Source organism: Chthoniobacter flavus Ellin428, from assembly GCF_000173075.1.
Lineage (GTDB): Bacteria > Verrucomicrobiota > Verrucomicrobiia > Chthoniobacterales > Chthoniobacteraceae > Chthoniobacter > Chthoniobacter flavus.
Genome location: NZ_ABVL01000010.1, coordinates 39,451 through 66,395 on the forward strand (window position 1 = coordinate 39,451; position 26,945 = coordinate 66,395).

The window sequence follows — 26,945 nt, forward strand, 5'->3', positions numbered from 1 at the left end:
AGCCGTTCCACGCAACGCTTGCCTTGAAACCAAGGTCGGGCAATATGCCGCGCGCCGATGCAGCTCCCCACGGAAACACCTCCCATGAGCGGCAAGCTCAAGCTTCCCGAATATTTTTTCCAGTTGCTCGTCGAGGCCAGCGCGGATGCATTGTTGGTTGTGGATGAGCAAGGCGCGATCGTTTTTGCCAATGCGCAGGCGGGGCGGGTTTTTGGTTATCGGCCGGATGATTTGTTGCACAAGCCGATCCAGCTTTTGATTCCGGACAATCTCCACGCGCAACACGCGCGGCATCAGGAACATTCCGCGAAAAACTCGCGTGCCCGCCATGGGGGAGGCGAACTGGATCTGCGCGGGCGACGCAGCGACGGCAGCGAGTTTGTGATGGATGTGGGCCTCAGTCCGCTGGAAACCCACCGCGGCAGCCTCGTGATCGTCTCGGTGCGGGATCTCAGCGAACAGAAGCGGGTCGAACGCCGCGAGCGCGACCGTTTGCGCGTCCTGGAACTGCTGAATTCAGGGGCGCCCTTACAGGAGATTCTGGAGTTCACCGTCCGCGCCGTGGAGGCGGAAATTCCAGGCGCGATTTGCTCGATCCTCTTGCTCGATGATAGCGGGAAACGTCTGGTGCACGGAGCCGCTCCGAATTTGCCGGAATTCTTCAATGACGCCGTGCATGGTGTGGAGATCGGCGACGGCGTGGGCTCCTGCGGTACGGCGGCCTATCTGGGGAAATTGACCATCGTCGAGGATATCCACACGCATCCGTTTTGGGCGAAATATGTCGACCTCGCAAAAAAGGCGAAAGTCCGGGCGTGCTGGTCGCAGCCGGTGTTTTCTTCGGACAAAAAAGTGCTGGGCACGTTTGCCATCTATCATCGAGAACCGAGTGCTCCGGAGGCCCGGGATATCGAGGCGATCGAGGCAGCCGCGAGTTATGTGAGTCTCGCCATCACGCGCAAGCGCAGCGAAGAAGAGCTGCAGGCCAGTGAAGCGCGGTTGCACGCCATCATTCACAATACGCCCAACGTGGCGGTCGAACTCTACGACATGGCGGGCCGGGTGCGCTTTTGGAATGAAGCGGCCACGCGCATGTTCGGCTGGGAGATCGACGAAGCGATCGGCAAAACGCTCGATCAACTCATCCACACGCCCGAGGAGGCGGAATCGTTTCTCCAGCTTCTGCGGGAGCTTTCCGGCACCGGTAAATCACTCGGCCCGCTGGAGTATCATTTCCGCCGCCGCGACGGCAGCGAAGGCTGGAGCATTTCCACGATCTTCGAGATTCCCGGTTTCGGCGGGGTGCCGATGTTCGTTTGCATGGACGTGGACATCACCGAGCGCAAGCAGGCCGAGAATGCCATGCGGCAGAGCGAGGAGCGTTTTCGCCAGGTGGTGGAGAATATCCAGGAAGTCTTTTGGATGCTCGATGCGAAGGATGGGCGGCTGCTCTACATCAGCCCGGGGTATGAAAAAATTTGGGGGCGATCCAGCGAGGCGTTGTATCGCTCGCCGGCCGCCTGGTTCGACGCGATTCATTCCGACGACCGGGAGCGGGTGCCGAATCGCTCGACGCTGAATCACGGCGCGGACCAGTACGACGAGGAGTATCGCATCATTCGGCCCGATGGCTCGGTGCGCTGGATTCACGACCGCGCTTTTCCGATCCGTGACAATCAAGGACACGTCTATCGTGTCGCGGGCGTGGCCGAAGACATCACGGAACGTCGGCAGATCGAGGAACGCTTGCGCCAGTCGCAGAAGATGGAAGCAATCGGCCAGCTCGCCGGCGGTGTGGCGCACGATTTCAATAACATCCTCGCCGCGGTGATGATGGAAGTGGAGCTTGCGGCCACCGCGAAGGACGTGCCCGCCGATACCCGCGAAGGATTACAGGTGATCGGCGCCGCTGCCGACAAAGCCGCGGCGCTCACCCGGCAACTCCTCCTCTTCAGCCGCCGCCAGGTGATGCAGCCGCGCCGCGTGGATGTCAATGGCATCGTCACCACGCTCGCGAAAATGCTGCAACGCATCCTGGGCGAGGACGTGAAGGTGCAGTTGCATTTGCACCCGAGCGCGCTGGTCGTGCACGCCGATCCGGGCATGCTCGATCAGGTCATCATGAATCTGGCCGTGAACGCGCGCGACGCGATGCCGGCGGGTGGCCGCCTAGTGATCGAGACTTCCGAGCGGCACATCACCGAGGATGAGTTGCGGGCGAGTCCGGATGCTTCCTCAGGGATGCATGTGGTCCTGGCGGTGAGCGATACCGGCATGGGCATGACCGAGGACGTGAAGGCGCATTTGTTCGAGCCGTTCTTCACCACGAAGCAGCCGGGCAAGGGGACGGGTCTCGGCCTGGCGACGATTTTTGGTATTGTGAAGCAGCACCGTGGCTGGATTCGCGTTTATAGCGAAATCGGGCAGGGGACGACGTTTCGCATTTTCCTTCCAGCGTGTGAGGCGGGACACGAATTGCCTTCGGAAGCGGCGGCGGCGGCGCGCCCGCGTGGTGGCCACGAAACGATTCTCCTCGTGGAGGACGAAGCGTCGGTGCGGGAAGTGTCAAAACGCATGCTCGAGCGGCATGGATACAAGGTGCTCGAGGCGGTGAGCGGCACCGAGGCCCTGCGAGTGTGGGGCGAGCACGGCGACAAGATCCAGCTGGTCTTCACCGATATCGTGATGCCCGGCGGCATCGGCGGCCGCGAGCTGGCGGACCAATTGCGGATGATTCAGCCGAATCTCAAGATCGTCTTCACCAGCGGCTACAGCTCCGAACTGGCCGGTGGGGCGATCCGTTTGCAGGAGGGGATCAACTTTGTGCAGAAGCCGAGCTCGCTGAACGAGGTGCTCGACACGATCCGCAAGTGTCTGGACGAGCCGTTTTGAGGATTTGAGAGGAGGGCGGGTTTCTAGGGCTCCTATTCTTCCTATAGTTCCTATTCCTCCTATTCACGGAGGAGGCCCGCCTGAGCGCTAGGACCAATAGGAGATATAGGAAGAATAGGAGTAATGGGAATGAACCGCTGCCCTCCTATCTGGCGAGGTAGCACCCCTCCACACTTCTTCTCTGCGCCTCTGCGGCCTCTGCGTTTAAAAATTTCTTTGGTTGCGGCTTCGCCGCGCACCTCACTCTGCGTTTAAAATTTGTTTAGTCGCCGCTCCGCGCGGGTGCGCTCTCCGCGAATCGGGAACCTTTATGCCTAAAAATGCGAGGCGCCCGGGTCCGAAGACCCGAGCGCCAGGCAGCCCATGAAAAAGTAAGAGCTTCTGTCAGCTCAGTTGGAAGCGATGTGGCCCTTGGCCTTGCCTGCGACGTCGACAGTCATGTCGGCCTTGTCGGTGTGGCGGAAGGCGGTGTCGCGGCTGTAGGAGTAAAGGGGGACGTATTCATTGGCACCGACCTTGTCGGCAGCGACCGGCTTGCTGAGCATCGTGCAGTCCAGGATCCACCACTTGCCTTCGTGCTGCCACATCACCCACGCGTGGCTCAGCTTGGCGCCACGGGTCATCTTGCCGATCACGAAGCGGGCGCTCGGGTCTTGAATCTGATCCATCAGCCAGAGGGCCTTGTCTTTGCAGTCACCCGTGTGGCGGGCGGCGGTCTCCTGCGGCATGGCCGGGAGATAAGGCTCGGTGTGAGCGTAGTGGAAGGCGCGGCCTTCGCGCATCGCCGCCTGAACCTTGTCCATGCTGGCGGCTTCACCGTGCATGCTGCTGAGGACTTCCTTCACCGGGACCATGTAGCGGTCGTAGGGAGTGTGCTCCGTGGAGGTTCCGAGATCGACCGCCGCGCTAACGACGAGTTTGGTGAGGAGGAAGAGGGCTGCTGTAAGGAGTGCTTTTTTCATATCAAGTGGGCTTTTGATAATTGTGAGAAACATTATAGCTGCCATCATGCCAACCCATGCCCGGTCGCTATAATTTTTAGAAAAAAGACCCGGTTTACTCTGGAAAATTGTTTTGCGATGGGTTCGCAACCTTGGGGCGAAGGCCTGCGCGGAACGCCCCTTGTCCCAGCCATTTCAAATGCGAGAACGAGCCCCTTAAAATCGGCCCCGGGAAGCGCTCAAGAGTGAGAAAACGGGCGCTGATTCGCTCCGTGTAACCACGAATCAACAGAGGTTATTATACGTAACAAAAACGCGGGTAGATGGTTACGTTAATAAGAGCGATCGCGAGGTGGCTGTGGTTCCCGAATGGAAGGTAAAAGCAGAAAAGAGAACCGGAGGGGCTCCGATAGACCCGAATGCCGCAAAATGCCGGGGGGAACACGATTCTAGAACTTATAGATCAAGGCGGGCATGGCTCCGAAATTGAGAATTGGAGGACGGCGCGTTCTGGGGAGCGCACCCATCCGGGCCGTCCCGAGCGCTCGTTTCGCCTGCCCTGAGCGAAGCCGAAGGGCGTCTCGCTGAAACGAACTTCCCTCCGTGCGCCGGTAGTGACAATAGTCAAAAGTCCTCGAAAAGTTCGCGAAGGCGAGACGCGCGAGACGCCTTCGCCAGCATCCGGGACGGGATGCGCTCCCCCAGAGCTTCCCTGCCGCGCGTCCCATTCGAAAAGAACGGCCCACGGCGACCTCTTGAGGGGTGCGTGCGTTTTCTCTGTAATCCGGCATTGCCAAGCCGCGCTGCGCACTTTTGAATCCCCCCCTCCTTTTCCCTGATGAAGCTTCGGAATCAATTGCTCGCGCTCTGCTGTTTGCTGGTTTTCGCGGCTTTTGGCTTCCTCTATGTCAGAAACTGGGTCGCGCCCAAGACCTTCGGTATCATCCTCTTTGTAAGTGATGGCATGGTAGCCAGGCAGATCACCGCTGCGCGCCTCTATGAAGGAGGTGCGGACCACCGGTTGACCCTCGAATCCTTTCCCAATCTCGCGCTGCTGAGAAACCCCGCCCGGGATTTCGCGGTGCCCGATGCCGCAGCCGCCGCCACCGCGCTCGCCACAGGGACGCGCGTGGGCCATCGCCAGCTCGCCGTCGATGCGGCCGGCAAGCCGATCGCTTCTCTCCTGGAGCTCGCCCGTCAGCAGGGCCGTGCGGTGGGGCTCATCACCATGGATTCACCGCTGGCGCCCACGCCGGCCGCTTTCTACGCGCACCTGCCGGACGCCCGCGATAGTGCGCAAGTGCTGCAACAATTTCTCGATCGGGGAAATCTCGATGTGCTGATGTGCGGTGGGGCGGGAGAGTTTCTGCCGGCGGCGAAAGGTGGTCATCGCAAGGACGGCCGCGATATTCTTTCGGAGTTGCAGACCAAGGGTTGGGAAATGGTGCGGACCAAGGCGGAATTGGAAAATTCGGCGTCGTATCAGAGCGGTCCCTTCGCCGGTTTTTTCAGCGACGGTGCGCTGGCTTTCAGCAATCAATTTGAATCCGGCAGCCAGCAGCCTTCCCTCGCGGATATGGTGCGGCGCTCGATCGAATTCCTGCAAACGCACGGCAAGGGTTACGTGCTCGTGGTGGATGCGAGCCTCGCGACGGTCGCGGCGGAACGCAACGAAGGCGAACGCCTCATCTCCGAGACGCTGGCTCTCGATCACGCTATCGCCACGGCGATGAAATACGCGGGCGACAAATCGCTGATCCTGTCTGTGGGCAAGCACGCGGTCGGCGGTTTCAGTCTGAACGGCTATCCCTTTGTGCAGGATCACGGCGTGGGGTTGCTCGGGGTGAATGCCGCTGGGCAGCCGGCGATTACCTGGGCTACGGGGCCGAATGGTCCCAGCGGGAAGACCGAACCTTCGGCATTTCAGACACCGTCCGCGCTCAACACGGCGGAAGACGTGATGGCCGTGGGGCAGGGGGCGGGCTCGGAGAGATTGCGCGGGTTTCTCGACAACACCGAGATCTTCAAAATCCTGAAGGACGCGCTGTAGGCGCTCCGGAGGATCCCATACTTCCTATTCTTCCCATTCCTCCTATTTGGCCTATCGAGCAGATAGGAGGAATGGGAGGAATAGGAGGTATAGGAAATCAGGAACTCTTTACACCGCCGCTTCCAGCGCGGCGTGATCGATCGTCGTGAGCCGGTGGCGCTTTTGTCCCGGTTGCGGGATGCACTGGATGAGCGCCTTGGTGTAAGGGTGCTGCGGGTTGGCGAGCACGGTGTGGGTCTCGCCGTATTCCACGATCTTGCCACGGAACATCACCGCCACGCGATCCGCCAGGCCGCCGATGATCCCGAAGTTGTGCGTGATCAGGATGATCGCCATCTGCACGCGTTGCTTCAGCTCGCGGAGTTGATCGATGATCTGTTTCTGAATCGTCACGTCGAGCGCGGTCGTCGGCTCATCAGCCACGAGCAATTCCGGTCGGCAGGAGAGCGCCATGGCGATCATCACTCGCTGCTGCATGCCACCGCTGAGTTGGTGCGGGTAATCGTGCAGACGTTTCTCCGGGTCGACGATGCCGACCATATCGAGATACTTGATGACCTCGCCATCGATGTCGCGCACGTCCGTCCGATGCAGCTTGATCGCCTCGGCGATCTGGTTGCGAATGGTGAAGACCGGGTTCAACGATGTGCTCGGTTCCTGGAAAATGTAGGCGATCTTGTTGCCGCGAATGGTCCGCAGCTCGCGGGGCGGCATCGTGAGAACGTTCTTTCCGTCGAGCAGGATTTCGCCGGATTTGTAAATGGCCGGCGGCTCGGGAAGCAGTCGGGTGAGGGCAAGGCCGGTTACGCTTTTGCCGCTGCCGCTTTCGCCGACGATGGCCAGCGTCTCGCCGCGTGCGATGGAAAGAGAAATGCCCTTCACCGCCTCCACGGTCGCGGTCTCGGTGACAAAATCGATCGCGAGATTTTTGATTTCGAGAAAGGTCGGATCGGGCATGGCTTAGGAGCGTTTCGGGTCGAAGGCGCGACGGAGGGAGTCGGCGAAAAGATTGAGCGAAAGCACGAGGCCGAAGAGCGCCACGGTCGCGGCAGACACGTTCCACCACACCACCGGCTCGCGGCTCAATTCCCCGCGCGCGCCATCGATCATCTGACCCCAGCTGGCGGTGCCGATCGGCGTGCCGACGCCAAGATAGCTGAGGATCGCCTCGGTGAGGACGACGCCGGAAAATCCGAGCACGAAATTAATCAGCACGAGATGCATCACGTTCGGCAACAGGTGCCGGGTGATGATGTTCCAATGGCTCTGCCCCAGCGCCCGCGCGGCGGAGATGAATTGCCGTTCGGTGAGGCGCATCGTTTCGCCGCGGAGCAGACGGCAGAGGCTGATCCAGGACGTGAGCGCCAGCGCCCATGACATCGTGCCGACGCCTTTGCCAAACACCATGATGAAGGCGATGAGGAACAGGATGTCCGGAATCGCCATGATCGTGCTGTAAATGTACTGGATCGCGTCGTCGACCCAGCCGCGGTAGTAGCCGGCGCTGATGCCCAGCAGAATGCCGAGCGGCAGATAGATGAGGCTGGTAAGACCACCGAGCAACAGGGCCGTGCTCGAGCCTTTCAAGGCCTGGATGAAGGTGTCTTTGCCGATCTGTGTCGTGCCGAGGAAATGCCGTCCGGGGAACTGCAACGGTTCGGGCTTGGCCGTGGAGAAAGTGTGCGTGGCAAAAGGCGCGCTGTAGCTGGCCTTGGTCGGCTCATCCTGCAGGCCGACGACAGCGTTCGCCAGCCAGTCGAAGACGCTGGTGGTGGGAGAGATCTTGAGGAGATCGAGTCCGCCGATGATGAGATAGCCGATGATCAGGACGCCGGCCACGAGCCCAAGCCGATCGCCCTTCATGAACTTCCACGCCCGCTGCCAGCGCTCGTTGCGCGAGCCGCGCACCAGCAGCGCGATGGCTGCGGCAAAGAACGCGACGACCATGACGTCCTGCGTGATCCAGTTGGCGAAGAAATGTTGGAGGGACTCGATCATCGGCTCAAGACAGGCGGATACGGGGATCGGCGAACGCGTAACAGATGTCCGTGAGCATCAGCCCGGCGAGATAGAAAAGGGCGCCGAGATAGACAAGCGCGTTGGTCATTGCCGCGTCGCCGGTCTGGATGGCATGGATGAGCGCGTTGCCGAGACCGGGAATACCGAAGAAATTCTCCAGGAGCAGCGAGCCCATGATGAGGAAAGGCAGATGCGCGACGACGAGGGTGATGAGCGAGATCATGCCATTTTTCAGCACGTGCACGAAAAGCACCCGCGATTGCGGCACGCCCTTGGCGAGCGCGGTGCGCACATAATCCTGCGTAATCTCCTCGAGGAAGATTGTGCGATAGAGCCGCACGTCATTGCCGAGATACATGACGATCATGAGCGTGACGGGCAGCAGCACGAACTTGGCCGTCTGCCAGCCGCGCAGGTCGAAGCCGTAAGCCGGGAAATAATTGAGCTGCATGGCCAGCACCCGTTGCCCGACAAACATATAAATCATCGGCGGAATGCTCATGAGCGCGACACAGAGGAACACTCCGAAACGATCGAGCGCCGAATAGCGAATGAAGACCTGGTAGAGCGAAAGCGTCACCGCCATGATGAAGCCGATGACGAAGGCGGGCAGCGTGAGACAGAGCGACGGGATGACGCCGTCGGTAAATGTTTTCGCGATCGGCAGGCTCGTCTTGTCCGAGACGCCGAAATCAAACGTGATCAGGCGTTTCATCTGATTCACGAACAGCGAGTCGAACAGATGCTGGCCGGGCTTGGTGTTGAGGTAAGTCGGCTTGTCGTAGCCGTGATCGTGCAGCCATTGCTGGACCTGTGCCGGCCGGGCCTTTTCGCCGAGGATGGCGCGCGCGCGGGCGTACGGCGGCTGGACGACGAAGAAGAGCAGAAACGTGATGAGCATCACCCCGAAGAGAATCGGGATCGCGTAAAGCAGCCGTCGAATGAGATAGCTAAACATTGCGTTTACGGTTGAGGCGGATGGCGTAACCGGCGGCGCCGGCGATGAGCAGCACCAGCACGAAAGGTGGCCATTTCGGCGTGCGATTCCATTCGCGTTGCAGCTTGGCGCGCATCACGGGATCGACCTGCTGATACTTGAACGCGCCCTCGAGGAGCATGTTCGTGCTCGTGCGCTGCGCCCAGGGGTTGATGGTCGTGAAAAAGGCCTTGTGGAAGGTAAAGATCTGCGGGCAATCCTCCCCGATCATGTCGCGGAGATGGTTGACGATCTGGAGGCGCTCGGGCGAGTTATCCATCGTCGCCATTTTATCGAAGAGCTTGTCAAACTCCGGGTTCTTGTAGCGGCTGACGTTTTTGCCTTCCGGCGGAAAATTCCGGCTGTTGAGTAGCATGTAGAAATTCTCCGGATCAGGATAATCCGCGCCCCAGCCCGTGCCCTCGAGGATTTGGAATTTGCCGGCGTCTTCCTTTCTCAGCAGTTCGGCAAAGGTGTTTTCCACCACGTTGACCTTGATGCCGAGTGCTTCGAAACCTTTCTGCACAAACTCGGTCATCTGCCGTTCTTCGGAGCCATTCGCGCTCGCCTCCATGTTTAGCTCGAGCCGGCGGCCGGTCTTTGAGTCAATGCCGCCCGGATAGCCCGCTTCCGCCAGCAGGCGCTTCGCCTTTTCCAGATCGTAGCCGTAGGGGTTCTGGTAGTTCTTGTCGTAACCGAAAATGCCCGGCGGCATGAGCTGCTGCGCGACCGGCGAAACACCGTTCCAGAAAATGTCCACGTAGCTCTGGCCATCGTAGGAGCAGGAGAGGGCCTGGCGCAGTTTCTTGTTCGTGCCGATGACCGGATCCTCCATGTTCAGCGAGATGAAGAACGTCGAGACGTCGAGGTCCTTCTCCAGAGCGACGCCGCGTTTTTTGTATTCGGGCGTGAGTTCCTGGGCCGTCGTGACCACGCGATTGAAGGCGTCCTTGCTCACGCCCATCGAGTCGAGATAGCCCTGATTGAACAGCACCGGAATCGGCGTCTGCTCGCGGAAGATGGTGACCTGGATTTCGTCGACCAGCGGCACGGGCATGCCGGCGAATTGCTTGAGGAAATCGGCGCGGTCGGGTGGGTAGCCGTCGCTGGGGAAAACGACGGTGTGGTAATTCGGATTGCGCACCAGCCGGGCGCGCGAGGCCGGCTCGTATTCCACCAGTTGGAAGGCGCCGGTGCCCACGGGGTGCCACTTGAACGCGGGCCGCAGCACCATTTTTCCGTTGGCGTCCGGGTGCTCCTTGCCGTCGTAGTATTCGACCGCCTCGTGCGCGACGGGCGACATGAAGTGCATCGCCATCCAATAGATGATCTGCGGATAGGGCTTGAGCAGATGCACCTTGAAGGTCTGGTCATCGACGATTTCGAAACACTTCAGCGGCTTGCTATAGTCGAGGGCATCGGCCTTCTTCGCCGTTTCGTAGGCTTCGCCAAAGCCCACGAGATAATCCTGCAATGACGAAAGCGCCGGGCACTCGACCTTGGGATCGACCATGCGCTTCCAGCCGTACTCCACGTCTTGGACGGTGAGCTCGCGGCCTTTGCCGTTGGGGAAGCAGGGGTCGTTGTGGAAAAGAATCCCGCGTTTGAGTTGGCAGACGTAGGTCTCGGTCCCGTCTGGATTCTTCACCCGCTCGGGCATGGAGGCGAGCAGCGAGGGCATCACCTCATACGGGTCCGTTTTGAAAGGATGATACTCGAGCAGCGTATCCACCACAGGCTCGAGCAGCCGTCGGCTCATCTGGTCGTAGGCGAACTGCGGATCGAGCGACCGGGGATCATCCGGCATGTAGCTGTAACGCACCTGCCACGGCGAGCCGTCAGCTCGCTTTTCGTGCTCGGGCTGGAGATTAGGGTCATTCCCACAGCCCGCGAAGAAAGTCGCGGTCAGCGAGAGCAACAGGAGCGCGCAAGCGCGGAGGAGGGGGGGCCGCCGCGAGGGCATTACTTTTTATTTTGCTGCTGTTGGCGGATGAGATCGCGCAGCTCGGCGGCGCGTTCGTAGGCCTCGTTGGCGATGGCCTTGTCCATTTCGCGCCGCATCTTCTCCAGCTTGGTCAGCGGTTGCTTGGCGCGCACTTCCTCCACCCATTCCGTAAGGAAACCGAGCTCCGGGCTGTTGGCCCCAGCCTCAGGGTTTTCCATTCCTTCGTAAAAGGCGCGGATTTGCTCGATGCCTTCCTCGATCTTCTTCACCGCGGTGGCGAATTCCTCGCGCTCGAGTTCGATCGAAGCCTTGGCGCGGGTCTGCATCATCAGCACATAGGGCGTGAATTGCTCGACCGATTGGGCCAGTTCCTCGGGTTGGGCGTGCTCGGAGACGAAATTGAACATGTCGATGTTCCGCTGGGTATCGCGAATGACGCCTACGTAGTCGCTGAGCTGAAAAAGGGAAATGTAGCGGTGGTAATACTGGATGCCCTCCTGCTGGAGCTCGCCGACTTCCTCGGCATCGAGCGCGTATTTCTCGCCCTTTTTCTCGTTCCGCTTGGCGCGCTGCTGGTGATACTCGAGCAGGGATTCGCAATCATGAGGCTCCTGTCCGTCCGGGCGGCCAGACGTTTCCATTTGAATGAGGCCAAGGTCGATCCGCAGCTGGATTTTCTCCTTGCCGTCGCTGCCCAGTATTTTGCGTACCTTGATCATGCCGGGCTCATGCGGCCAATCGCGCAGCAGATCGTTCAAATCGAGACTCATGTTTGAAAGCAGTATTGGAACGCCCTGTCGCTTTGTCAATGAACGCAGGCAAGGTGTCGTGTCTTAATTTACCCGCAGAATTGGACAGAAAGTCGCGGGACGCGTTCGACCCGCTAAGGGAGATTCGCGAGTCGGCGGGTGGATGGTCGCCGGGCGGGTGTCTGGGGGGACAGCCGAAGACAAAGATGGCAGCCAGCAAGCACGCGGGGGCTAACCGTGCGGGTGGATGCGGAGGATTATTTCCGCGCCCAGTGCCGCCACGAAAAGTAGCCAGCAGCCACGAAAACGTAGCTGATCGCCGCAGTGGCGTAGATTTTAATGAAGAGGCTCCAAAGCATGGTGGAAGAGGGATTGTTTCCCCTCTGCCAGACTCAACCCGCGCGCGTGAATCGCCTTAGTCGCAAAGGTGCTGTTTTTGCTTGAAATCAAGAAAATCGCTACTTCCGGGTTGTAGACGAGTTCAAGGAAGTTGCAGCCAGGTTCAACGAAACTGGCGGTTGCGCGAGGCGAACGCGAAGGGATGCGCTCCTGCGAGTTCCCCGTTTTTCTGGGGCGCGGCTGGACAAAGTGGGGGATCGCGCAGGAGCGCTTCCCTCCGAAGATTCCGTGTGCCGCCCTATTCCGATAGCGGCACGTCGTGATATTCCAACGCCCATTCGCGCATGAAGCGGACGCGATTCGGGCGGATGCGGTAGATGATCAGCTCGGGATTATCCGGCGAACCGAGATACCGGCGGAGCAGCGCATTGTGCTCCCAGATTTCGTGCAGAATCGCGCTGTCGGTCAGGACCTCGGCGACGCCGGTGATTCGCACCTGGTCATGGTCGTCGTCCAGATAGTTGAGCTCGACCTTGGGATTCGCGGCGATCTCGTGCGTTTTGCCGTAGCTGCGCAGGTTGGCAACGTAGATGGTGAAATCGTCATCCACCCGCACGGGCGAGACTGGGCGGACGCGAGGTTGGTCGCCATCGATGGTCGCTAGTTGCGGGAACTTCGCGCGTTGGATGACATTGCGCGCGAGCGAGGGAAGCTCCTCTTTCGTAAACGGCTTGGGGGTCGGGCCGGACATGGGGGAAGGATGAAGGAGGAAGGCGGAAGGATGAAGTACCTTTGTGCGGTGATTTCATCGAATGATTCGCAAGCGATGGATGCCGGAGCTTGCCACGCTAAATAAATAAGCCGCCCTCCTCGCGGTCATTCTGAGCGAAGTGGAGGGAGTGTAACGACCGGAACGCAGTCGAAGAACCCGGTCGAACAACCAGCGATAGCCTCTGGTAAAGCGGCGTCTCGAAGCCCCGGCTTTCGACTCCGTGCCCCGCCACCTCGCCATCGGGGCGCCCCGCTCCAAATCACACACAAAAGAACCCGGAAAAAGAAAAGCGGCGCAGTTTTTCAACTGCGCCGCTTTTGAATCTTCTGATTTGTCTCCCTGCTATGCCGGGGCTTCCGTCAGGCCGGGCGGATAATCCGGCGCGATGGTCGTGCCCTGCGCGCGGGTGAGCGGCGGGGGCTCGGCGCGTGGCGGCTTGGCCGCCGGCGGCGGGGTGATGATGCGGCCGTGATCCATGAGCTCGCGGATTTGCTTTCGGTCCAGCGTCTCATATTCGAGCAGCGCCTTGGCGATCGCTTCCAGCTTGCTGCGACCATCGGTGAGCAGCTTCACCGCGCGAGCGTAAGCGTCGTCGCACAGTTTGCGGACTTCGGTGTCGATTTCCAGGGCCGTGGCTTCACTGTATTCGCGCTGGTGACCGAGGTCGCGGGCGAGGAAGACGTGGTCTTCATGCTGGCCGTACTCGACCATGCCCATCTTCTCGCTCATGCCCCATTCGCAGACCATCTTGCGGGCGATACCCGTCGCCTGGCCGATGTCGCCACGGGCGCCATTGGTCACATCGCCGAAGATCAGCTCTTCTGCGACGCGGCCGCCCATGATGACCACCAGGCGGTCGAGCAGTTCCCGTTTGCGGTGCGTATACTTGTCCTCCGTCGGCAGATACATCGTGGAACCGAGCGACGGGCCGCGCGGGATGATCGTGACCTTGTGCAGCGGGTCCATGTATTCGACCAGCTCGCAGAGCAGGGCATGGCCGGCTTCGTGGTAAGCGGTGTTTTCCTTTTCCTTGTCGCTCATGGCGAGGCTGCGGCGCTCCCGGCCCCAGCGCACCTTGTCGCGCGCTTCTTCGAACTCATCCTGCGTGATGGCTTTCAGGCCACGACGGGCGGCGATGAGGGCGGCTTCGTTGATGACGTTCGCCAGCTCTGCGCCGGAGAAACCGGGCGTACCGCGGGCGGTGACGGAAAGGTCGACATCCTCGGCGAGCTTCACCTTCTTGGCGTGCACGCGCAGGATTTCCTCGCGGCCCTTCACGTCGGGCAGCGGGACGGTGACCTGGCGATCGAAACGGCCCGGGCGCAGGAGCGCGGGATCGAGCACGTCGGGACGGTTGGTCGCGGCGATGATGATGACGCCTTCCTGAGTATCGAAGCCGTCCATCTCGACGAGCAACGCGTTCAGCGTCTGCTCGCGCTCGTCGTGACCGCCGCCCATGCCGTGTCCGCGATGACGGCCCACGGCGTCGATTTCATCGATGAAGATGAGGCACGGCGCGGATTTCTTACCCTGCTCGAACATGTCGCGCACGCGGCTGGCGCCGACGCCGACGAACATTTCCACGAAATCCGAACCGCTAATGGAGAAGAACGGCACATCCGCCTCGCCGGCGATGGCGCGGGCGAGCAGCGTCTTGCCCGTGCCGGGCGAGCCGACCATGAGCACGCCTTTGGGAATGCGTCCGCCGAGCTTCTGGAATTTCTTCGGATCGCGCAGGAACTCGACGATCTCGGTGACTTCCTCCTTGGCTTCCTCGACCCCGGCCACGTCCTTGAAGGTGATCTTGTTCTTGTCGCGCGAGAGCATGCGGGCCTTGGACTTGCCAAAGTTCAGCGCGCCCTTGCCGGCCATGCGGATCTGCTGGCGGAAGAAGAAATAGAGGAGCAGCAGGAAGAGCAGGATCGGGGTCATGCCCAGCAGCGTGCTCAGGACGAGATTGCTGTCGGATTTCGGAGTGACCGCGATCCCGTATTTATCCTCCAGGGTCCACTGAAGGTACTTGTTGTACTCCAGATTGACCTGCGTCTTGTATTTCTCCGGCTGCGTGGCGGGCGGAGTGGGCTTTTTCCAGAAGCCGAGGTAATCGGTAGCGCTGCCGGGTTCGGAAATCAGTTCGATGCCCCTGTCTTTGGCGATCTGGTCTTTTTCCAGCATCTCCTTGAACTGCGGATAAGGCGACCGTGGTTCTCCATCGGTCCGTTTTTGAAGACGTAGGCGAGACAAAGGAGACCGATAGCCGCAGCCACCAAGAGGAGCGCTCTCCAATTGAAGGGTGGTTCGGTCGGCCCGTTGCCACCATTGTTGTTGGGTGGGCGGTTGCCTTTGGGTGAGCGTGGATCGGGTTGAGCCATATTACTAGTGGTCTGGTTGCCTGAGCGAAACACAACAACGTAACTGAACGAGGCAGCGAACGCAATGGGTGACAACCGGCGCCGAAACCTAGGGCGGATCGACATTTGGTCAACCGCGAGTATTTTTTATTGGAAGGCGGCGCGAGGAAGTATGAAGGATACAGGTTGGAGTTCCAGCCCTTCAGTCTCTCCACCCTTCACCCCGCGTCCTTTCGAAAAGTGATTCCGGCCAACCCTTAATGAGCACATCAGACCACGGTTACGCTAAAACTCTCAGCGAGAAGCCGCCTGCCCTCCCGCTTTTACAACGGGTGCGCCGGATCGCGGAGAATGTGAGCCGCCGGTGGATGCGCAAGCCGCGGACGGTGACGGAGAGCCCGAACCTGCTCCCGCTGCTCATCCAGGTGCTCGCGGCCTTTTCCAAGGCCAACGGCGAGGTGCTGGAGGAAGAAATCGACTCCTCGCTGGGCTTTCTCCGCTATGACTACCCGGAGGCGGTGTATTCCGAGCTGCGCAAGCTCTTCCGCCAGGCGCTGAACGAAAACCAGGACCTCGGGGCCATGGCCAAGAAGCTGGCGGGCGAACTGAGCACGGAGCGCAAGGTGATGCTCGGGGTGCAGCTCTACGACCTTATTTCCAAGGCTGGGATGGAGCAGCAGCAGGTGGTGACGTTCTATTCGTTCATGACGCAGCTGGGGATGGCGGCACAAGCGATCGACATCGTTTATCAGCTCAATGCCGCTGAGGATACGGACAAGAATATCTATCAGCAGGGGCAGTCTCCCTTGGAATCGCTGACCTTTGGCTCCAATGGGCAGTCCGACGTGAAGCTGAAAGGGTTGGCGGGGAACGAGCGGTTGGTGGCGTTTCGGTATCACGATCTCATTTTGCTCAAGAACCAGAGCTCGAAGGGCATCGTGGTGCGGGGGCGTCCGCTGGGGCCGGGAGCGTTTTGCCGCGTGTATTCCGGGCAACGCATCGTGCTCGGCGAGCAGGTGCTCACTTACCAGGATCTCGCCTATTACTTTAACGCGAAGAAGAATGTCGCCCTCGCGCAGATCTATCTGTCGATCGATCACAACGACGAGGTGCAGCTCGAGAAGGAGCGTTCGCGCGAATCGTGTCTCGAGGTGAAATTCGGCCTCAAGGTGCAGGTGCGCGCGTTGAAGGATGTCGATGCGCTGCTCAATGGCGTTGCCTTGCGCTACGGCACGATCATCGAGGCGACGCTCGACGATAAGATCGTCTTCCATAACGACTCGGAGCTGCCGCTGAATGAATTGCGCAGGCGCGCCCGGGCGCTCGGTGGGCGTTTCCAGCTCAAGGCTTACAAGACCGGCTATCTGGTCTCGAACAACCCCTCGCTGCTTGATGTCGATGACATCCTGCTCTCCCCCGGCACGAGCGGGGATGTGCTGCTCAAGATTCTTTGCGATTACGAAAGTCGCGTGGGCAAGCTGGAGGTGATCCATGCGGATCGGCCGATCCTCGTTGATGAGACGCCGGTGCGGCAGACGGCGGATTTAAAGGACGGCGACACCATCCGCATCGATACCGGGCCAGGTGCTGCGCTGCAACTTCGCCGAACGGATCATCGAGGAGGAGCGCAACATCATTTCCAGCCTGGAAGTGCGGGACGTGACCCATCGCTTTGGCAAGCACGACACCGGCCTCGATGGCATTTCCTTCAGCGTGAATCGCGGCGAAATGGTCTGCGTGATGGGCGCGAGCGGTTCGGGTAAATCGACGCTGCTGCGCGCGCTTTCCGGGCAGCTTCAGCCCAGCCAGGGGGAGATCCTGCTCAACGGGCAATCGCTCTACGATAATGTTGAGCAACTGCGGCGTTTCGTGAGTTACATCCCGCAGGATGACGCCTTCGACGATCATCTGACGATCGAGGAAAACATGAGTTTTGCCGCGGCGATTCGCTCGCCGCACCTGTCACGCCGGGATCGCGGACGGCGTATCGAAGGCAAGCTGACCGAACTCGGGCTCAGCGAACGGCGGGACAATATCGTGGGCAGCGCGATCAAGAAGACGCTCTCCGGCGGTGAGCGCAAGCGCCTGAACATCGGCCTCGATATGGTCTCCAGCGCGGATGTGTATCTCTTCGATGAACCGACCAGCGGCCTGAGCTCGAAGGACAGCGAGCACGTCATCGAGATCATTCGCTCGATGGCGCACAACAAGATCGTGCTGGTGACGCTGCATCAGCCGACCTCGAAGCTGTTCCAGATGTTTTCCAAGGCGCTGCTGCTCGACAAGGGCGGGCGCATGGTCTTCTACGGCACGCCGACCGAGATGCTCAGCTACTTTGCGGCGGCGGAGCACGAACAGCACTTCGGCACGGAACTCGGAGGTTGCCCCGCGTGCGGCACGACCCGGCCGGAATTTATCTTCGACGTGCTGGAGACGCCGTTGCGCGACCTGAGCGGCGACATCATTTACGAGGAAAACAGCCAGGGACAACTCGTGCCCGCGCGCCGCTTCTCGCCGGATTACTGGCGGGACAAATACGAGAGCTTCCGCCTGCTGCAGGACATGAAGCAGGTGAACCTGCGCAAGCAGGGGCCGCAGCCCTTGCCGGCCATCCCGCCGCTGCGCAAGAAGGAACCGATTCGCTGGCACGACGAGTGGACGCAATTTCGCACGCTCGTCCGCCGCGCCTTCATGTCGAAGGTGCGCAACCGGGGAAATCTCATCATCACGCTGCTCGTGGCGCCGGCGCTCGCGGCGATCATCGGTTGGGCGCTCTATTTCACCGACGACGAATCGGGCAAGTACGATTTCGCCAGCGCGTTTCACATTCCCACTTACATCTTCATCAGCCTGCTCGTGGCGATGTTCCTCGCCCTGATGAATAGCGTGGATGACATCATTCGCGATCGCGTGGTGCTGCATCGCGAGCGCAATCTCGACGTCAAGCTGCCGTACTACATCTTCGCGAAGTTCACCACGCTGGCGCTCTTCTCCGCGGTGCAATGCATCTTGTTTGTGCTCGTCGGGAACAAGATCCTGATGATCCGCGGGATGTTCTGGGAATATTTCTTCTTCATGTTCATCACCGCGGCCAGCGGGACGAGTCTCGGCCTGGTCATCTCCTCGATCGTGGCCGATGCGAAGACGGCGGCGAATTTCGTGCCGCTGGTCTTGATTCCGCAGCTCATCTTTGGTGGCGCGTTGATCAAATACGAGGAGATGAATCGCGACATGGATTTCATCTACGGCTTCAAACGCTGGCTGACCCGGCATCCCGAAGCGAGCGCGCAGGGGAGGCGTGACGACTCGGCGTTGCGTGTGCCGTTAATCAGCCGCTTTGTGGCGACGCACTATAGTTACGAGGCGTTGATCGTGGCGCAGGCGAAGCTCAATCCGCTGACAATCCGGCAGGACCGTCTGCAAAAACAGATGGACGATCTCGTGTCCAAGAAGAACCGCTCCGACGCCGAAGCCGCACGACTCGAAGACCTGAAGGACACGCTCGCCTTGCTCAGCGGCCTGGAGGCGGCGACGCCGCGGGACATTGAGAAGAAGCTGAAGCGCGTGGATGAAATCCTCGACGGCAAACCGCTCGATGCCGGCGCGCTGAAGAGCCATTCCGGGGTGACGGCGGAGCGTCTTTACACGAACCAGAAGGTGACCGACCTCGTGGCCAAGGCGGAGACGGAGCAAAACGACTACCGCCGCCTGCGCGCCATCAATGTCTTCTTCAGCCCGGAGAAGCACTACGACATGTACATCTTCGGGCACTATTACATGCTGCGCATCAGCGTGCTCACCTACGCGACGACGATCCTCGTCGGTTCATCGCTCGGTTTGATGGCGATCCTCTACGGTGTCTTGAAGCGCCAGCTCCGCACGCGATCGCGAAATTAACGGAACGCGCTCCGAATCGGAGCGTATTCTCTGATCAGTGTCCCGCGCGCATCCTGGCCAGGCCCTTCCACGCTTCCGGCGTGTGCCAGTAGGGTGCGCTAAAACTGGCATCCCAAATGGAAATCCCCACCTGGCCATCGTTCAAGATCCACTCCATGTGCTCGGCGGCCGTGTTGCCCTGCCACTGGTCCTTGGCACCCGGCATTCCGATGAGTAGCTTGGCAGCATTGTCACCCGCGGCCGCCTTCTGCGCGGCATAAGCGCGCCACTCCGTGGCATGCACGCCGATGTATTCGTAGCCCATGGAATTGACCGCATCGACCAACGGAAACAGCTCCGGCCACCACGTTCGATTGGGCGCATTCCAAGTATCCGCGAAGCTATCCACGGTGACCTGTTTGTGCAGTGCGTGAACGCGCGTCGAAAGATCGCGAATGAACGCGAGGTAAGGTTCCTTCGAAGTCCTGAAGTCACCGTTGCCTTCGAGGTCGATATCGATCCCGTCGAGGCCGAGGCGCTCCATCTCGGCGACGAGCGCTTGGGCGAACTCTTCGCGGTGTTCAGCAAAAGCCGCCTGGGCCAGCGGCCAGTCCCACTTATCGACGTAATTATAGACACAGAGCATCAGGCGAATGTGATTCTGGTGCGCCCAATCCCGGATCTCCGCGATGGTCGCGTCGCTAGTCTTGTAACGCGGCGCTTTCTCTACGCCGCCCTCGCGGGTCGGAACCCAGAACTGGAGCCCGAGATGAGTGAACGCGTCCTTGGGGCCGAGACCGTCGACATCCTGCTGCAGCCTCGCGCGGCATTTGGCGACGTCGTAGGGCGGGATCCAGGTCATCACGATGCGCGCGGAAGGAGATTCGGCATGGAGGAAAAGGCAGGGGGAGAAAAGGCAGAACAGCCAACAGCCTACGCCCAACCGTTTCGACAAGCTCAAGGTCCTGAGCTTGTCGAAGGATATCCAACTTCCAATGGCCCCGCGGCGGGAGCGCGTTTTCAATGGAGAGGCCGTCTTCGAAGAGAAATTCATCGGATGTTTTTCAACGTCCAGAGCGCATCCTGGCGAGAGCTTTCCACGCCGCCGCCGTCTGCCAGTACGGAGCGCTGAAGCGCGCATCCCAAATGGCAACCCCGACGCTCTCATCCTTCGCGATCCAATCCATGTGTTCGGCGGCGGTGTTGCCGAGCCAGTCTGTCTTGGAACCGGAAACGCCGATGAGGAGCTTCGCGGCGTTGTTGCCCGCGGCAGCCTTTTGCGCGGCGTAGGCCCGCCATTCGGCGGCCTTCGCGCCGATGCGTTCGTAGCCCATGGTGTTGACGCCATCGACCTGCGGGAACAAGTCCGCCCACCAAGTCTGGTTGGGCGCGTTCCATTTGTAGGCGAAGCTGTCGACGGTGAGTTGCTTCTTCAGCGCATGCACCCGCGGGGCGAGGTCGCGAATGAAGGTGAGATACGATTCCTTCGACGAGTCGAAGTCGCCACTGCCCTCCAAATCGATGTCGATGCCATCGAGCCCGAGTCGTTCCATCTCGGTGACCAGCGCGCGAGCGAACTCTTCGCGGTGTTCGGCGAAGCCGGCCTGCGCCAGCGTCCAGTCCCAGGAGTTGACGCTGTTGTAAACGCAGAGCATCGCACGAATACCGTGCTGGTGCGCCCAGTCACGAAATTCGATCACCGTGGCGTCGCTGATCTCGCCGTAACGGGTCGTCTTCTCCACGCCGCCGGCGCGGGTGGGCAGCCAGAATTGCAGGGCGAGATGGGTGAGCGCGTCCTTCGGACCAACGCCGTCGATGTCCTCGTGGAGACGTGCCCGGCACTTGTCGATCGCATAGGGAGGGACCCAGGTCATGACCATGCGAGAGGGAGGAGGAGCGGCGTGGCAGAAAAGAAGGCAGAACATCCAACATCCAACGCCCAACATCCAACGTCCAATGGCTCCGCAGCGAGAGCGCGTTCTCGTGCGAGATGGCGTTTTCGAAAGGAAACTCATTGGATGTTGGATGTTGGATGTTGGGTGTTTCTTACCACCCCTCTATTTCGCCCGCAGATACGAAATCACATCCGCCACGTCCTGCGGCTTGAGCACCGTTTCCAGGCCCTCCGGCATGAGCGAGCGATTCGTCGCCTGGTCGCTGACGATGTCCACGCGGAGCACGGGCAGATCCGTCCCACCGGGAAGACGCAGGACGATATTATTGGCGGTTTCCGCGGAGATGATGCCGGAAAGCTCAGTGTCGTTCTTCAACTTGAGAACGTGCATGAGATACCGCGCCTCGACCGCGGCGCTGGGATCGAAGATCGCGGTGAGCAGCCAGTCGACCGGCTTGTCGCCGACCTGGCCGAGATCCGGGCCCACTTCCTTGCCCTCACCCTTGAGGTGATGGCAGATGCTGCAGTTCTGCAGGAACAATTCGTGCCCGTGCCCCGGCGTGCCCTTGAGGTCCGCGACGCTGGCGTAGCTGGCGACGACCTTCGCGCGATCCGCGGTGGTCGGCTTGGGCAGCACGATCTTCGGGATCACCGTCGCGTTGGCCACGTTGAGCTTGGCGAAGAGCGGATTTTCCGGCGCGAGCGAGGAGAGAATCGCGAGACGCATTTGCGGTTGCTCGCCACTGCGCTCGGCGAGCGTGGCCAACGCCGTTGTCGCGCGTTCATCGTGAAACGCACCGAGGCTGAGCGCGAGTTGATGCCGCACAACGAAATCGGTGTCGTCGACCATGGTGGCCAGGGCGGTCAGCACATCGCTGGTTTGGTCGGCCAGCGACTCGCTGACGCGGATGGCCTCGGTGCGCACCTCGGGCCGGGCATCGTGCAACGCGCTGCGGACGATGTCGCTATCGATGGCGTGCAGCACATTCAGCGTGGCCAGCGCTTGCACGCGGGTCTTCGGGCTCTGCGCGGAGGTCACCAGTTTTTTGAGCGCTGGCACGGCGTCCTGCGCGTTGCGCTCGTAGAGGAGGCGTTGCGCGGTGTCGCGCTGCCAGCCATTCGGGCTCTCGAGCGCGGCGACCAGTCCAGCGTTGTCGAGTTTCGCCAGGTTGGGGATGGGATGCAGCTTCGCGCCCGTCGGATAGATGCGATAGATGCGGCCTTTACTGGCGCCGGCGCGGACATCGAGACGGCTGAGCGTTTCCGGCGCAATCCATTCGGGATGTTCGAGCACGAAGCGGTAGAAATCCGCGACATAGAGTGCGCCATCGGGGCCGGTCTTGAGGAACACCGGCCGAAACCAGGGGTCTTTGCTGGCGAGGAATTCGCGGTCTTGTTCGTCGTTCGCGCGATGGCTGATGAAGGTCGCGCCGTCTGGGGCGAGCACTTCGCGATGGACGACGTTGTGCACCGGCTCGCAGGCGAAGATGCTCGTCGCGAAGCCGGGCCCGAAGAGCTCTTCGCGATACGGCACCGCGCTGCAACCGCTGGTGACATGGCCGAGGGCTTGCGGGTCATTGAAACGAATCGGCAACTCGCTGATTGGGAAGACGCGCGTGGAGTCGGGATAGTTGGCGAGTTGTTGCTTCGTCGTCTTGACGGCAAGGCGTGGGTTCCGTCGGAGGTAGTGCTCGGCGATGGTGTAGTGCCAGAGCCACGCGGAGTTGTAGTTGCCGAACCAGTTGCCCCAGTCGTCGCGATGGCGGCCGTACTGTGTCGAGCCGCTTTTCCGCTTCGAACTCACCGGAATCCGGCCCGGAAACGGGAAGTCGCGTCCCGCTAATACCTCACGCCATTTGACTGCGCCGCCGCTGTCGCCGTTGGCGCCGTAAATCCAGCCGTCGAGCCCCATTTCGAAGCCATTGACCCGATGCTGCTGATTACCTTCGCGGAAGCCGGTGAAAAGCACCCGCTGGTCGGTGGCCTGGCCATTGGTTTCGGTGACGAAGAGGATATTTGGCGCGGAGGAAATGAGAACGCCGTTGCGCCAGGGCATGACGCCATTGGGAAAGGGTAAACCATCGAGGAAGGTCGTCGCTTGGTCGTAATGGCCATCGCCCTTGCTGTCGGTGAGAATCTTGACCTTGCCGCCCGGCTTGCCGTTGCCATCCATGCCGAGCGGATAGTCTGGCATCTCCACGACCCAAAGCCGGCCCTGCGCGTCCCAATCGAAGGAGACCGGGCTCTCGATCAGCGGCTCGGAGGCCACGAGTTCCGCGGTGAAGCCGGGGCGCAATTGCATGGACGTGAGCGAATCCATCGGCGACTTCGGCGGCGGCATGGCGAAGGCGATGAGCTCCTTGAAGGTGCGCTGCACGGTGTCCGAATCGAGCGAGTAAAGCGCTTCGTTTTGCCAGACGATGCGGTCGCTGTGCACCCACGCCCCGAAGTTCCGGCCATCCTTCACGAAGGGCAAAATCTTCGCAGTCTTGAGGTCGGTGGCCGCCGGGCCTTTCGCCACGAGGTGCGGCCAGCCCCGGCTCCAGCCGAGCCGGGCCTTCACCGTGCCGGCCCAGATATAGATGACGTAACCGTCGCCGTTCGATTGGACGACGTCCTCGAAGCCATCGCCATTGAGATCGATGAAGCGGAGACCGTTGTCGTCGCCGTGGGAATTCAGCGCGGCGCAGTCCGGTGGCAGATTGAAATCCGCCGGCTTCCAGCGCTGCTCCTTTTCATCCCACGCCGAGATATCGCGATTGGCGAGCAACTCACAGACGCCGTCATGATCGAAGTCCCGCAGGAGCAATTTCGATCCGCCGGGAAGACCGTGGGTCAGCGGTTCGTCGAGCGTCCATTTACCGTCCGTGAAGGTCCACGCCTTGGGATCGGATTCGAGGGCGAACAACGTCGCCGCGCCGGAGGGCCGGATGACCCCGAAAGAAGCCGCCACCGTGTGTCGCCAGCCCGCATTGTCGAGCGCGAGCGCCGGTCGGCGTCGGGCAATCGCGCCAGCGGTTTTCCTTCGGCTGCCACACGCGGGTCACGTGCCGGCCCGGTCCGCCTTCGACGATGTCCATGTAGCCATCGCCATCCACATCGAGCAGGCGCACGCCGTTGTCCTTGCCTTCTGTGGAGCGGAGGCTGTCGCCGAGGGCATTCTTCTCCAGGCGCTCCAGAGCTTCGTGGAAATTGAGGAACTTCACCCGCTTGCCGTAGGTCTTCTCCGCATAGTCGATGAACTCCACCCACTGCTCCGGTGCACTCCAGCCATGCGGATGAAACACCGCGGTGAAGACGCCCTGCTTCTGCACCACATGATCGAGCGCGGCCTTCCAATCGTCGAGCATGGTGGGCGAGTTGGCGCCCTGCACGTTGAAGGATTCCCAGTCGCTCGGGACCATGCAGGGAAATTCCCAGCACAGCTTTCCGATGACGTAGGGATAGGGATAGTCATCGATGAAGCCGGCGTAATCGCCGAGCGAACGCTTCATCGGTGGACGCATGGCATCGGGGAAATACTTCGTGAAGCGCGCGCCCGGCGGCAGGGTGAAGACCGAGGAATCGATGCTCAGGAAATACCCCTGCGAACTCGGGTGATTGAAGATCTCCGAATAGAAACGCGGGCTGGCCGAATTCATCGAGTCGCAGCATGGCATGCGAAACGCGACCGGGTGATTGCCGGGCACCGTATTCAGCAGATCCACGCTCTCGTGATAGACGCGCTGCGCTTCCTCGAAGGTCGCCTTGCCGAGACACGGGCAGGGATGCGTGAGGGTGTGGCTTTCGAAGGTGAGACCTTCTTGCAGCCAGGAACCGAGTTGCGGGTCGCTGGGCACGACCGTGTTGGTCATGATGCTGAGCGGTGCGCGGCCATCGCCGCCATGCGCGGGCTCGATCTTCTTCAGTCGATCGAGGATCGGACGGAGAAACGCCTCATACTTCGCCGTGCCCGGTTTGCCCTCCGGGGTGTTCGGCGTGTTGCGCATGTCGTCGATGGCGAGGATAACCACGGCATCGACGCCCGGTTCGCCCACCCACTGCGGGGTGATGAATTTCGGCGACTGCGCCGTCGGCCAGAACGGCGAATTGTCGTCGAGATAGGTGAGCCGGTTGCCGTCGACGGCCCAAGCAGAGGCCGTGGCGAAGGCGAGAACGGAAAGGACGAGGGGGCGCAGGTTCATTGGGGGAGAAGAAGCTTAGCAGCATTACCCCCATGCGTGGCGATTCTAAGATGGAACGTCTACTCCTGCGCCGGCTTCAACCGCGGGTCGGACAGATCGAGCCGATAGAGGATCTGATTATAGTCGTAGTGCGGCGTGCGGTCCTTCCGGCCGGAGAAAGTGAAACTGTAGGTGCCTTCGAAATAGATTTTGCGTCCGCCATCCTCGTCGAAGAAAGGATGCTGGGTGGGGTTGTAGAAAGAATACTGGTTATGAGTCACGATCTTCACGGCGTGGGTCCACGGGCCGGTCGGCGCGGCAGATTCCGCGTACCAGACCTCCCCAAGAAACGACGGCTTGCCGCCGTGCTGCACCGCGATGAGCACCCAGCGCTGGCGATACGCATTCCAATACACGCTGCCCTCGTGCAGTTCGATGCGCTGATGCGTGGCCACGTCCTCGGGCATCACGCGGCATTCTTCAGGCTTGATGAGGTGATGCTGGACGAGTCGTGCTTCCTCGGGCGATTCGGCAGGCGGCGCGTCCTTGCGCCACGCGAAATCGAGCGAACCATCGGCGCGGCGGCGCGGTCCGGTGGCGCCGATGTAGGTCCACGCCTCATATTTGCTCGGATCGCAAACGTCGCTCAAGCGCGCCGGCACGCGAATGCAGGGACCAGCGTCGCCGAAGTAGAGATAATCCGTGTCGCCCTCGCGGATCGGCGTGACGCGTCCGCGCGGGAAGCGCCACTTTTCATTCATCGGCAAGGTGGCCGCGCGCTCGAAGATTTCCTTCTCGTCGTTGAAGACCGCGATGCCGTGCTCAAACTTTTTGTCCAGCCCGCCCCGGCGCGAATAGTGGGCGATGAGACGCTCTTCACCCTTGTCGTCGCGCACTACGGCGAGGCCGAAGAGCCACACCACGCCCTCCTTATGTTCCAGCGGACACATCTCCTTGGCGAAGCCATCTTTGTCGGTGATGTAGTGAAGATTCACGCCCTGTTCGGGTGGCAGGCCGCCTTTGTCGGGCAGATCGGACCAAGCGCAGCTCGTGCGAAAATTGCCGAGCGGATAGGACATCCGCATCGTGTCGCCCCAGAGCCAGAAAATACGTCCGCGATAGACAACCGCTTGCACGGAATCCTGGCCGACTACGCCGCCATCGGTCAGCGGCTCGGCGAGCGGCACTTTTTCGCCGAGCAACACGCTGTCACGATAGATGCCCTGGCCGGTGAGGCGGCAGAGACGCTCGGCGATGTTCTGGCGCTTGATCTTCACCACACTGTTTCCGCCCGGTGCGGTGGTAAAACGCTGGCCGGTCATGCCGAAGCCATCGGTAGGGAATTCGTAACCGTGCGAGCGCATGGAAAACCACACCGGCATATTCATCTGCCCCGGTTCGTTAAACGCCACGCGACCGGCGCTGTCGGTCACATAGAGCTGATTGTCCATCGTTTCCAATTCCACCATCGGCACGCCGCGGCCGGTGGCCTCGTCGACGACCTGGATGGCAAAGGGTTTGTCCGCAGCGAAGGCGACCGTCGTGAGTACCGCTAGAAAAAGAGGGACGCGAGTCATGGAAGAATTACACGAGAAGGCAGTTTCAGAGCATACCGAGTTGCACGAGAAGTGCACGGTGCTTGTGACGTGAGGGCGAGTTGATTGCCCCCCGGACCAGTCGAGTCGTGATGGAGTCGATCACGCCGCGTGCCTACGCTGGGCGAGGATTGCTTCGGCTTTGAGCGTGCTGACGAAACGGTTCAACGCCACAAATTCCGCCAGTTCCTCGCGTTCATTGTCGGCGAGGGTTGCTTCGGTGTTTTTGGTGGCCAGCTCTTCATATCGACGTTGCGCGGCCTCATCCAGTCGCAGGTCCACCAACGCCTGGGTCAATTCGGCGGACGCCCGGTCGCCCAGTGGACGCAGGATGGATTCCAGGGTCAGTGCGTTGTCGGCGGAGCCGTTCGACATGGTGGCAC

General features: G+C 60.8%; 18 protein-coding genes. 4 read left to right on the top strand and 14 right to left on the bottom strand.

Annotated features, from left to right (window positions below; genetic code table 11):
• Window positions 1-84: 84 nt before the first annotated feature.
• On the top strand, window positions 85-2,892 hold the full coding sequence (locus tag CFE428DRAFT_RS33870) for a PAS domain S-box protein (RefSeq protein ID WP_049975668.1): 2,808 nt from the start codon (window positions 85-87) through the stop codon (window positions 2,890-2,892).
• Between the two features lie 389 nt (window positions 2,893-3,281).
• Here the strand turns inward: CFE428DRAFT_RS33870 and CFE428DRAFT_RS16875 are convergent, their stop codons facing one another.
• A complete protein-coding gene (locus tag CFE428DRAFT_RS16875; protein WP_006980813.1) occupies window positions 3,282-3,854 on the bottom strand; it encodes a transglutaminase-like domain-containing protein in 573 nt (190 codons plus the stop codon).
• Between the two features lie 817 nt (window positions 3,855-4,671).
• On the opposite strand from CFE428DRAFT_RS16875, the gene CFE428DRAFT_RS16880 reads away from it, so the two are divergent.
• Entirely contained in the window at window positions 4,672-5,883 is a 1,212-nt protein-coding gene (locus tag CFE428DRAFT_RS16880; RefSeq protein ID WP_006980814.1) for an alkaline phosphatase, read from the top strand.
• A gap of 108 nt (window positions 5,884-5,991) precedes the next feature.
• On the opposite strand, the gene CFE428DRAFT_RS16885 is transcribed toward CFE428DRAFT_RS16880, so the two are convergent.
• From CFE428DRAFT_RS16885 to ftsH, 7 genes are all read right to left on the bottom strand, one after another.
• Window positions 5,992-6,840 (bottom strand): ABC transporter ATP-binding protein, encoded by an 849-nt coding sequence (locus CFE428DRAFT_RS16885; protein ID WP_006980815.1) that lies wholly within the window; start codon window positions 6,838-6,840, stop codon window positions 5,992-5,994.
• 3 nt (window positions 6,841-6,843) lie between these two features.
• Complete coding sequence (locus CFE428DRAFT_RS16890; protein WP_006980816.1) at window positions 6,844-7,881, bottom strand: ABC transporter permease; 1,038 nt, start codon at window positions 7,879-7,881, stop codon at window positions 6,844-6,846.
• Between the two features lie 4 nt (window positions 7,882-7,885).
• Entirely contained in the window at window positions 7,886-8,860 is a 975-nt protein-coding gene (locus CFE428DRAFT_RS16895; protein WP_006980817.1) for an ABC transporter permease, read from the bottom strand.
• Entirely contained in the window at window positions 8,853-10,796 is a 1,944-nt protein-coding gene (locus CFE428DRAFT_RS16900; protein WP_157447550.1) for an ABC transporter substrate-binding protein, read from the bottom strand. The genes CFE428DRAFT_RS16895 and CFE428DRAFT_RS16900 overlap by 8 nt, the downstream gene beginning before the upstream one ends.
• A gap of 44 nt (window positions 10,797-10,840) precedes the next feature.
• A complete protein-coding gene (locus tag CFE428DRAFT_RS16905) occupies window positions 10,841-11,593 on the bottom strand; it encodes a UvrB/UvrC motif-containing protein (protein WP_006980819.1) in 753 nt (250 codons plus the stop codon).
• Between the two features lie 616 nt (window positions 11,594-12,209).
• Window positions 12,210-12,662, bottom strand: coding sequence for a pyridoxamine 5'-phosphate oxidase family protein (locus CFE428DRAFT_RS16910; protein ID WP_006980821.1), 453 nt, complete (start codon window positions 12,660-12,662; stop codon window positions 12,210-12,212).
• 363 nt (window positions 12,663-13,025) lie between these two features.
• The gene (gene ftsH / locus CFE428DRAFT_RS16915) at window positions 13,026-14,858 is read right to left on the bottom strand and encodes an ATP-dependent zinc metalloprotease FtsH (protein ID WP_006980822.1); all 1,833 of its coding nucleotides are present in this window, start codon (window positions 14,856-14,858) and stop codon (window positions 13,026-13,028) included.
• 436 nt (window positions 14,859-15,294) lie between these two features.
• Here ftsH and CFE428DRAFT_RS39865 point away from each other — a divergent pair, with 436 nt between their 5' ends.
• Together CFE428DRAFT_RS39865 and CFE428DRAFT_RS16925 are read left to right on the top strand one after the other, a co-directional pair.
• Entirely contained in the window at window positions 15,295-16,797 is a 1,503-nt protein-coding gene (locus tag CFE428DRAFT_RS39865) for a hypothetical protein (protein ID WP_006980823.1), read from the top strand.
• Window positions 16,775-18,931, top strand: a complete 2,157-nt coding sequence (locus tag CFE428DRAFT_RS16925; protein WP_237705518.1) for an ATP-binding cassette domain-containing protein — start codon at window positions 16,775-16,777, stop codon at window positions 18,929-18,931. The genes CFE428DRAFT_RS39865 and CFE428DRAFT_RS16925 overlap by 23 nt, the downstream gene beginning before the upstream one ends.
• A gap of 34 nt (window positions 18,932-18,965) precedes the next feature.
• Here the strand turns inward: CFE428DRAFT_RS16925 and CFE428DRAFT_RS16930 are convergent, their stop codons facing one another.
• From CFE428DRAFT_RS16930 to CFE428DRAFT_RS16955, 6 genes are all read right to left on the bottom strand, one after another.
• Window positions 18,966-19,772, bottom strand: coding sequence for a glycosyl hydrolase family 18 protein (locus CFE428DRAFT_RS16930; RefSeq protein ID WP_042725194.1), 807 nt, complete (start codon window positions 19,770-19,772; stop codon window positions 18,966-18,968).
• A 202-nt stretch (window positions 19,773-19,974) separates the two neighbouring features.
• Window positions 19,975-20,784 carry a glycosyl hydrolase family 18 protein gene (locus tag CFE428DRAFT_RS16935; protein WP_237705514.1) on the bottom strand — a complete coding sequence of 270 codons (810 nt, stop codon included), beginning with the start codon at window positions 20,782-20,784 and terminating at the stop codon, window positions 19,975-19,977.
• Window positions 20,785-20,967: 183 nt separating this feature from the next.
• Window positions 20,968-23,757 carry a PVC-type heme-binding CxxCH protein gene (locus CFE428DRAFT_RS16940; RefSeq protein WP_157447552.1) on the bottom strand — a complete coding sequence of 930 codons (2,790 nt, stop codon included), beginning with the start codon at window positions 23,755-23,757 and terminating at the stop codon, window positions 20,968-20,970.
• Window positions 23,663-24,988 carry a polysaccharide deacetylase family protein gene (locus CFE428DRAFT_RS16945; RefSeq protein ID WP_006980828.1) on the bottom strand — a complete coding sequence of 442 codons (1,326 nt, stop codon included), beginning with the start codon at window positions 24,986-24,988 and terminating at the stop codon, window positions 23,663-23,665. The genes CFE428DRAFT_RS16940 and CFE428DRAFT_RS16945 overlap by 95 nt, the downstream gene beginning before the upstream one ends.
• A gap of 59 nt (window positions 24,989-25,047) precedes the next feature.
• Window positions 25,048-26,544, bottom strand: coding sequence for a hypothetical protein (locus CFE428DRAFT_RS16950; protein WP_006980829.1), 1,497 nt, complete (start codon window positions 26,542-26,544; stop codon window positions 25,048-25,050).
• A 120-nt stretch (window positions 26,545-26,664) separates the two neighbouring features.
• On the bottom strand, window positions 26,665-26,937 hold the full coding sequence (locus CFE428DRAFT_RS16955) for a hypothetical protein (protein WP_006980830.1): 273 nt from the start codon (window positions 26,935-26,937) through the stop codon (window positions 26,665-26,667).
• Window positions 26,938-26,945: the final 8 nt, after the last annotated feature.

Bases quoted from the DNA above. Each gene is read 5' to 3' on its own strand.
- CFE428DRAFT_RS33870 (WP_049975668.1), top strand. From the start codon at position 85: ATGAGCGGCAAGCTCAAGCTTCCCGAATATTTTTTCCAGTTGCTCGTC.
- CFE428DRAFT_RS16875 (WP_006980813.1), bottom strand. From the start codon at position 3,854: ATGAAAAAAGCACTCCTTACAGCAGCCCTCTTCCTCCTCACCAAACTC.
- CFE428DRAFT_RS16880 (WP_006980814.1), top strand. From the start codon at position 4,672: ATGAAGCTTCGGAATCAATTGCTCGCGCTCTGCTGTTTGCTGGTTTTC.
- CFE428DRAFT_RS16885 (WP_006980815.1), bottom strand. From the start codon at position 6,840: ATGCCCGATCCGACCTTTCTCGAAATCAAAAATCTCGCGATCGATTTT.
- CFE428DRAFT_RS16890 (WP_006980816.1), bottom strand. From the start codon at position 7,881: ATGATCGAGTCCCTCCAACATTTCTTCGCCAACTGGATCACGCAGGAC.
- CFE428DRAFT_RS16895 (WP_006980817.1), bottom strand. From the start codon at position 8,860: ATGTTTAGCTATCTCATTCGACGGCTGCTTTACGCGATCCCGATTCTC.
- CFE428DRAFT_RS16905 (WP_006980819.1), bottom strand. From the start codon at position 11,593: ATGAGTCTCGATTTGAACGATCTGCTGCGCGATTGGCCGCATGAGCCC.
- CFE428DRAFT_RS16910 (WP_006980821.1), bottom strand. From the start codon at position 12,662: ATGTCCGGCCCGACCCCCAAGCCGTTTACGAAAGAGGAGCTTCCCTCG.
- ftsH (WP_006980822.1), bottom strand. From the start codon at position 14,858: ATGCTGGAAAAAGACCAGATCGCCAAAGACAGGGGCATCGAACTGATT.
- CFE428DRAFT_RS39865 (WP_006980823.1), top strand. From the start codon at position 15,295: ATGAGCACATCAGACCACGGTTACGCTAAAACTCTCAGCGAGAAGCCG.
- CFE428DRAFT_RS16925 (WP_237705518.1), top strand. From the start codon at position 16,775: ATGGGCGCGAGCGGTTCGGGTAAATCGACGCTGCTGCGCGCGCTTTCC.
- CFE428DRAFT_RS16930 (WP_042725194.1), bottom strand. From the start codon at position 19,772: ATGACCTGGATCCCGCCCTACGACGTCGCCAAATGCCGCGCGAGGCTG.
- CFE428DRAFT_RS16935 (WP_237705514.1), bottom strand. From the start codon at position 20,784: ATGACCTGGGTCCCTCCCTATGCGATCGACAAGTGCCGGGCACGTCTC.
- CFE428DRAFT_RS16945 (WP_006980828.1), bottom strand. From the start codon at position 24,988: ATGAACCTGCGCCCCCTCGTCCTTTCCGTTCTCGCCTTCGCCACGGCC.
- CFE428DRAFT_RS16950 (WP_006980829.1), bottom strand. From the start codon at position 26,544: ATGACTCGCGTCCCTCTTTTTCTAGCGGTACTCACGACGGTCGCCTTC.
- CFE428DRAFT_RS16955 (WP_006980830.1), bottom strand. From the start codon at position 26,937: ATGTCGAACGGCTCCGCCGACAACGCACTGACCCTGGAATCCATCCTG.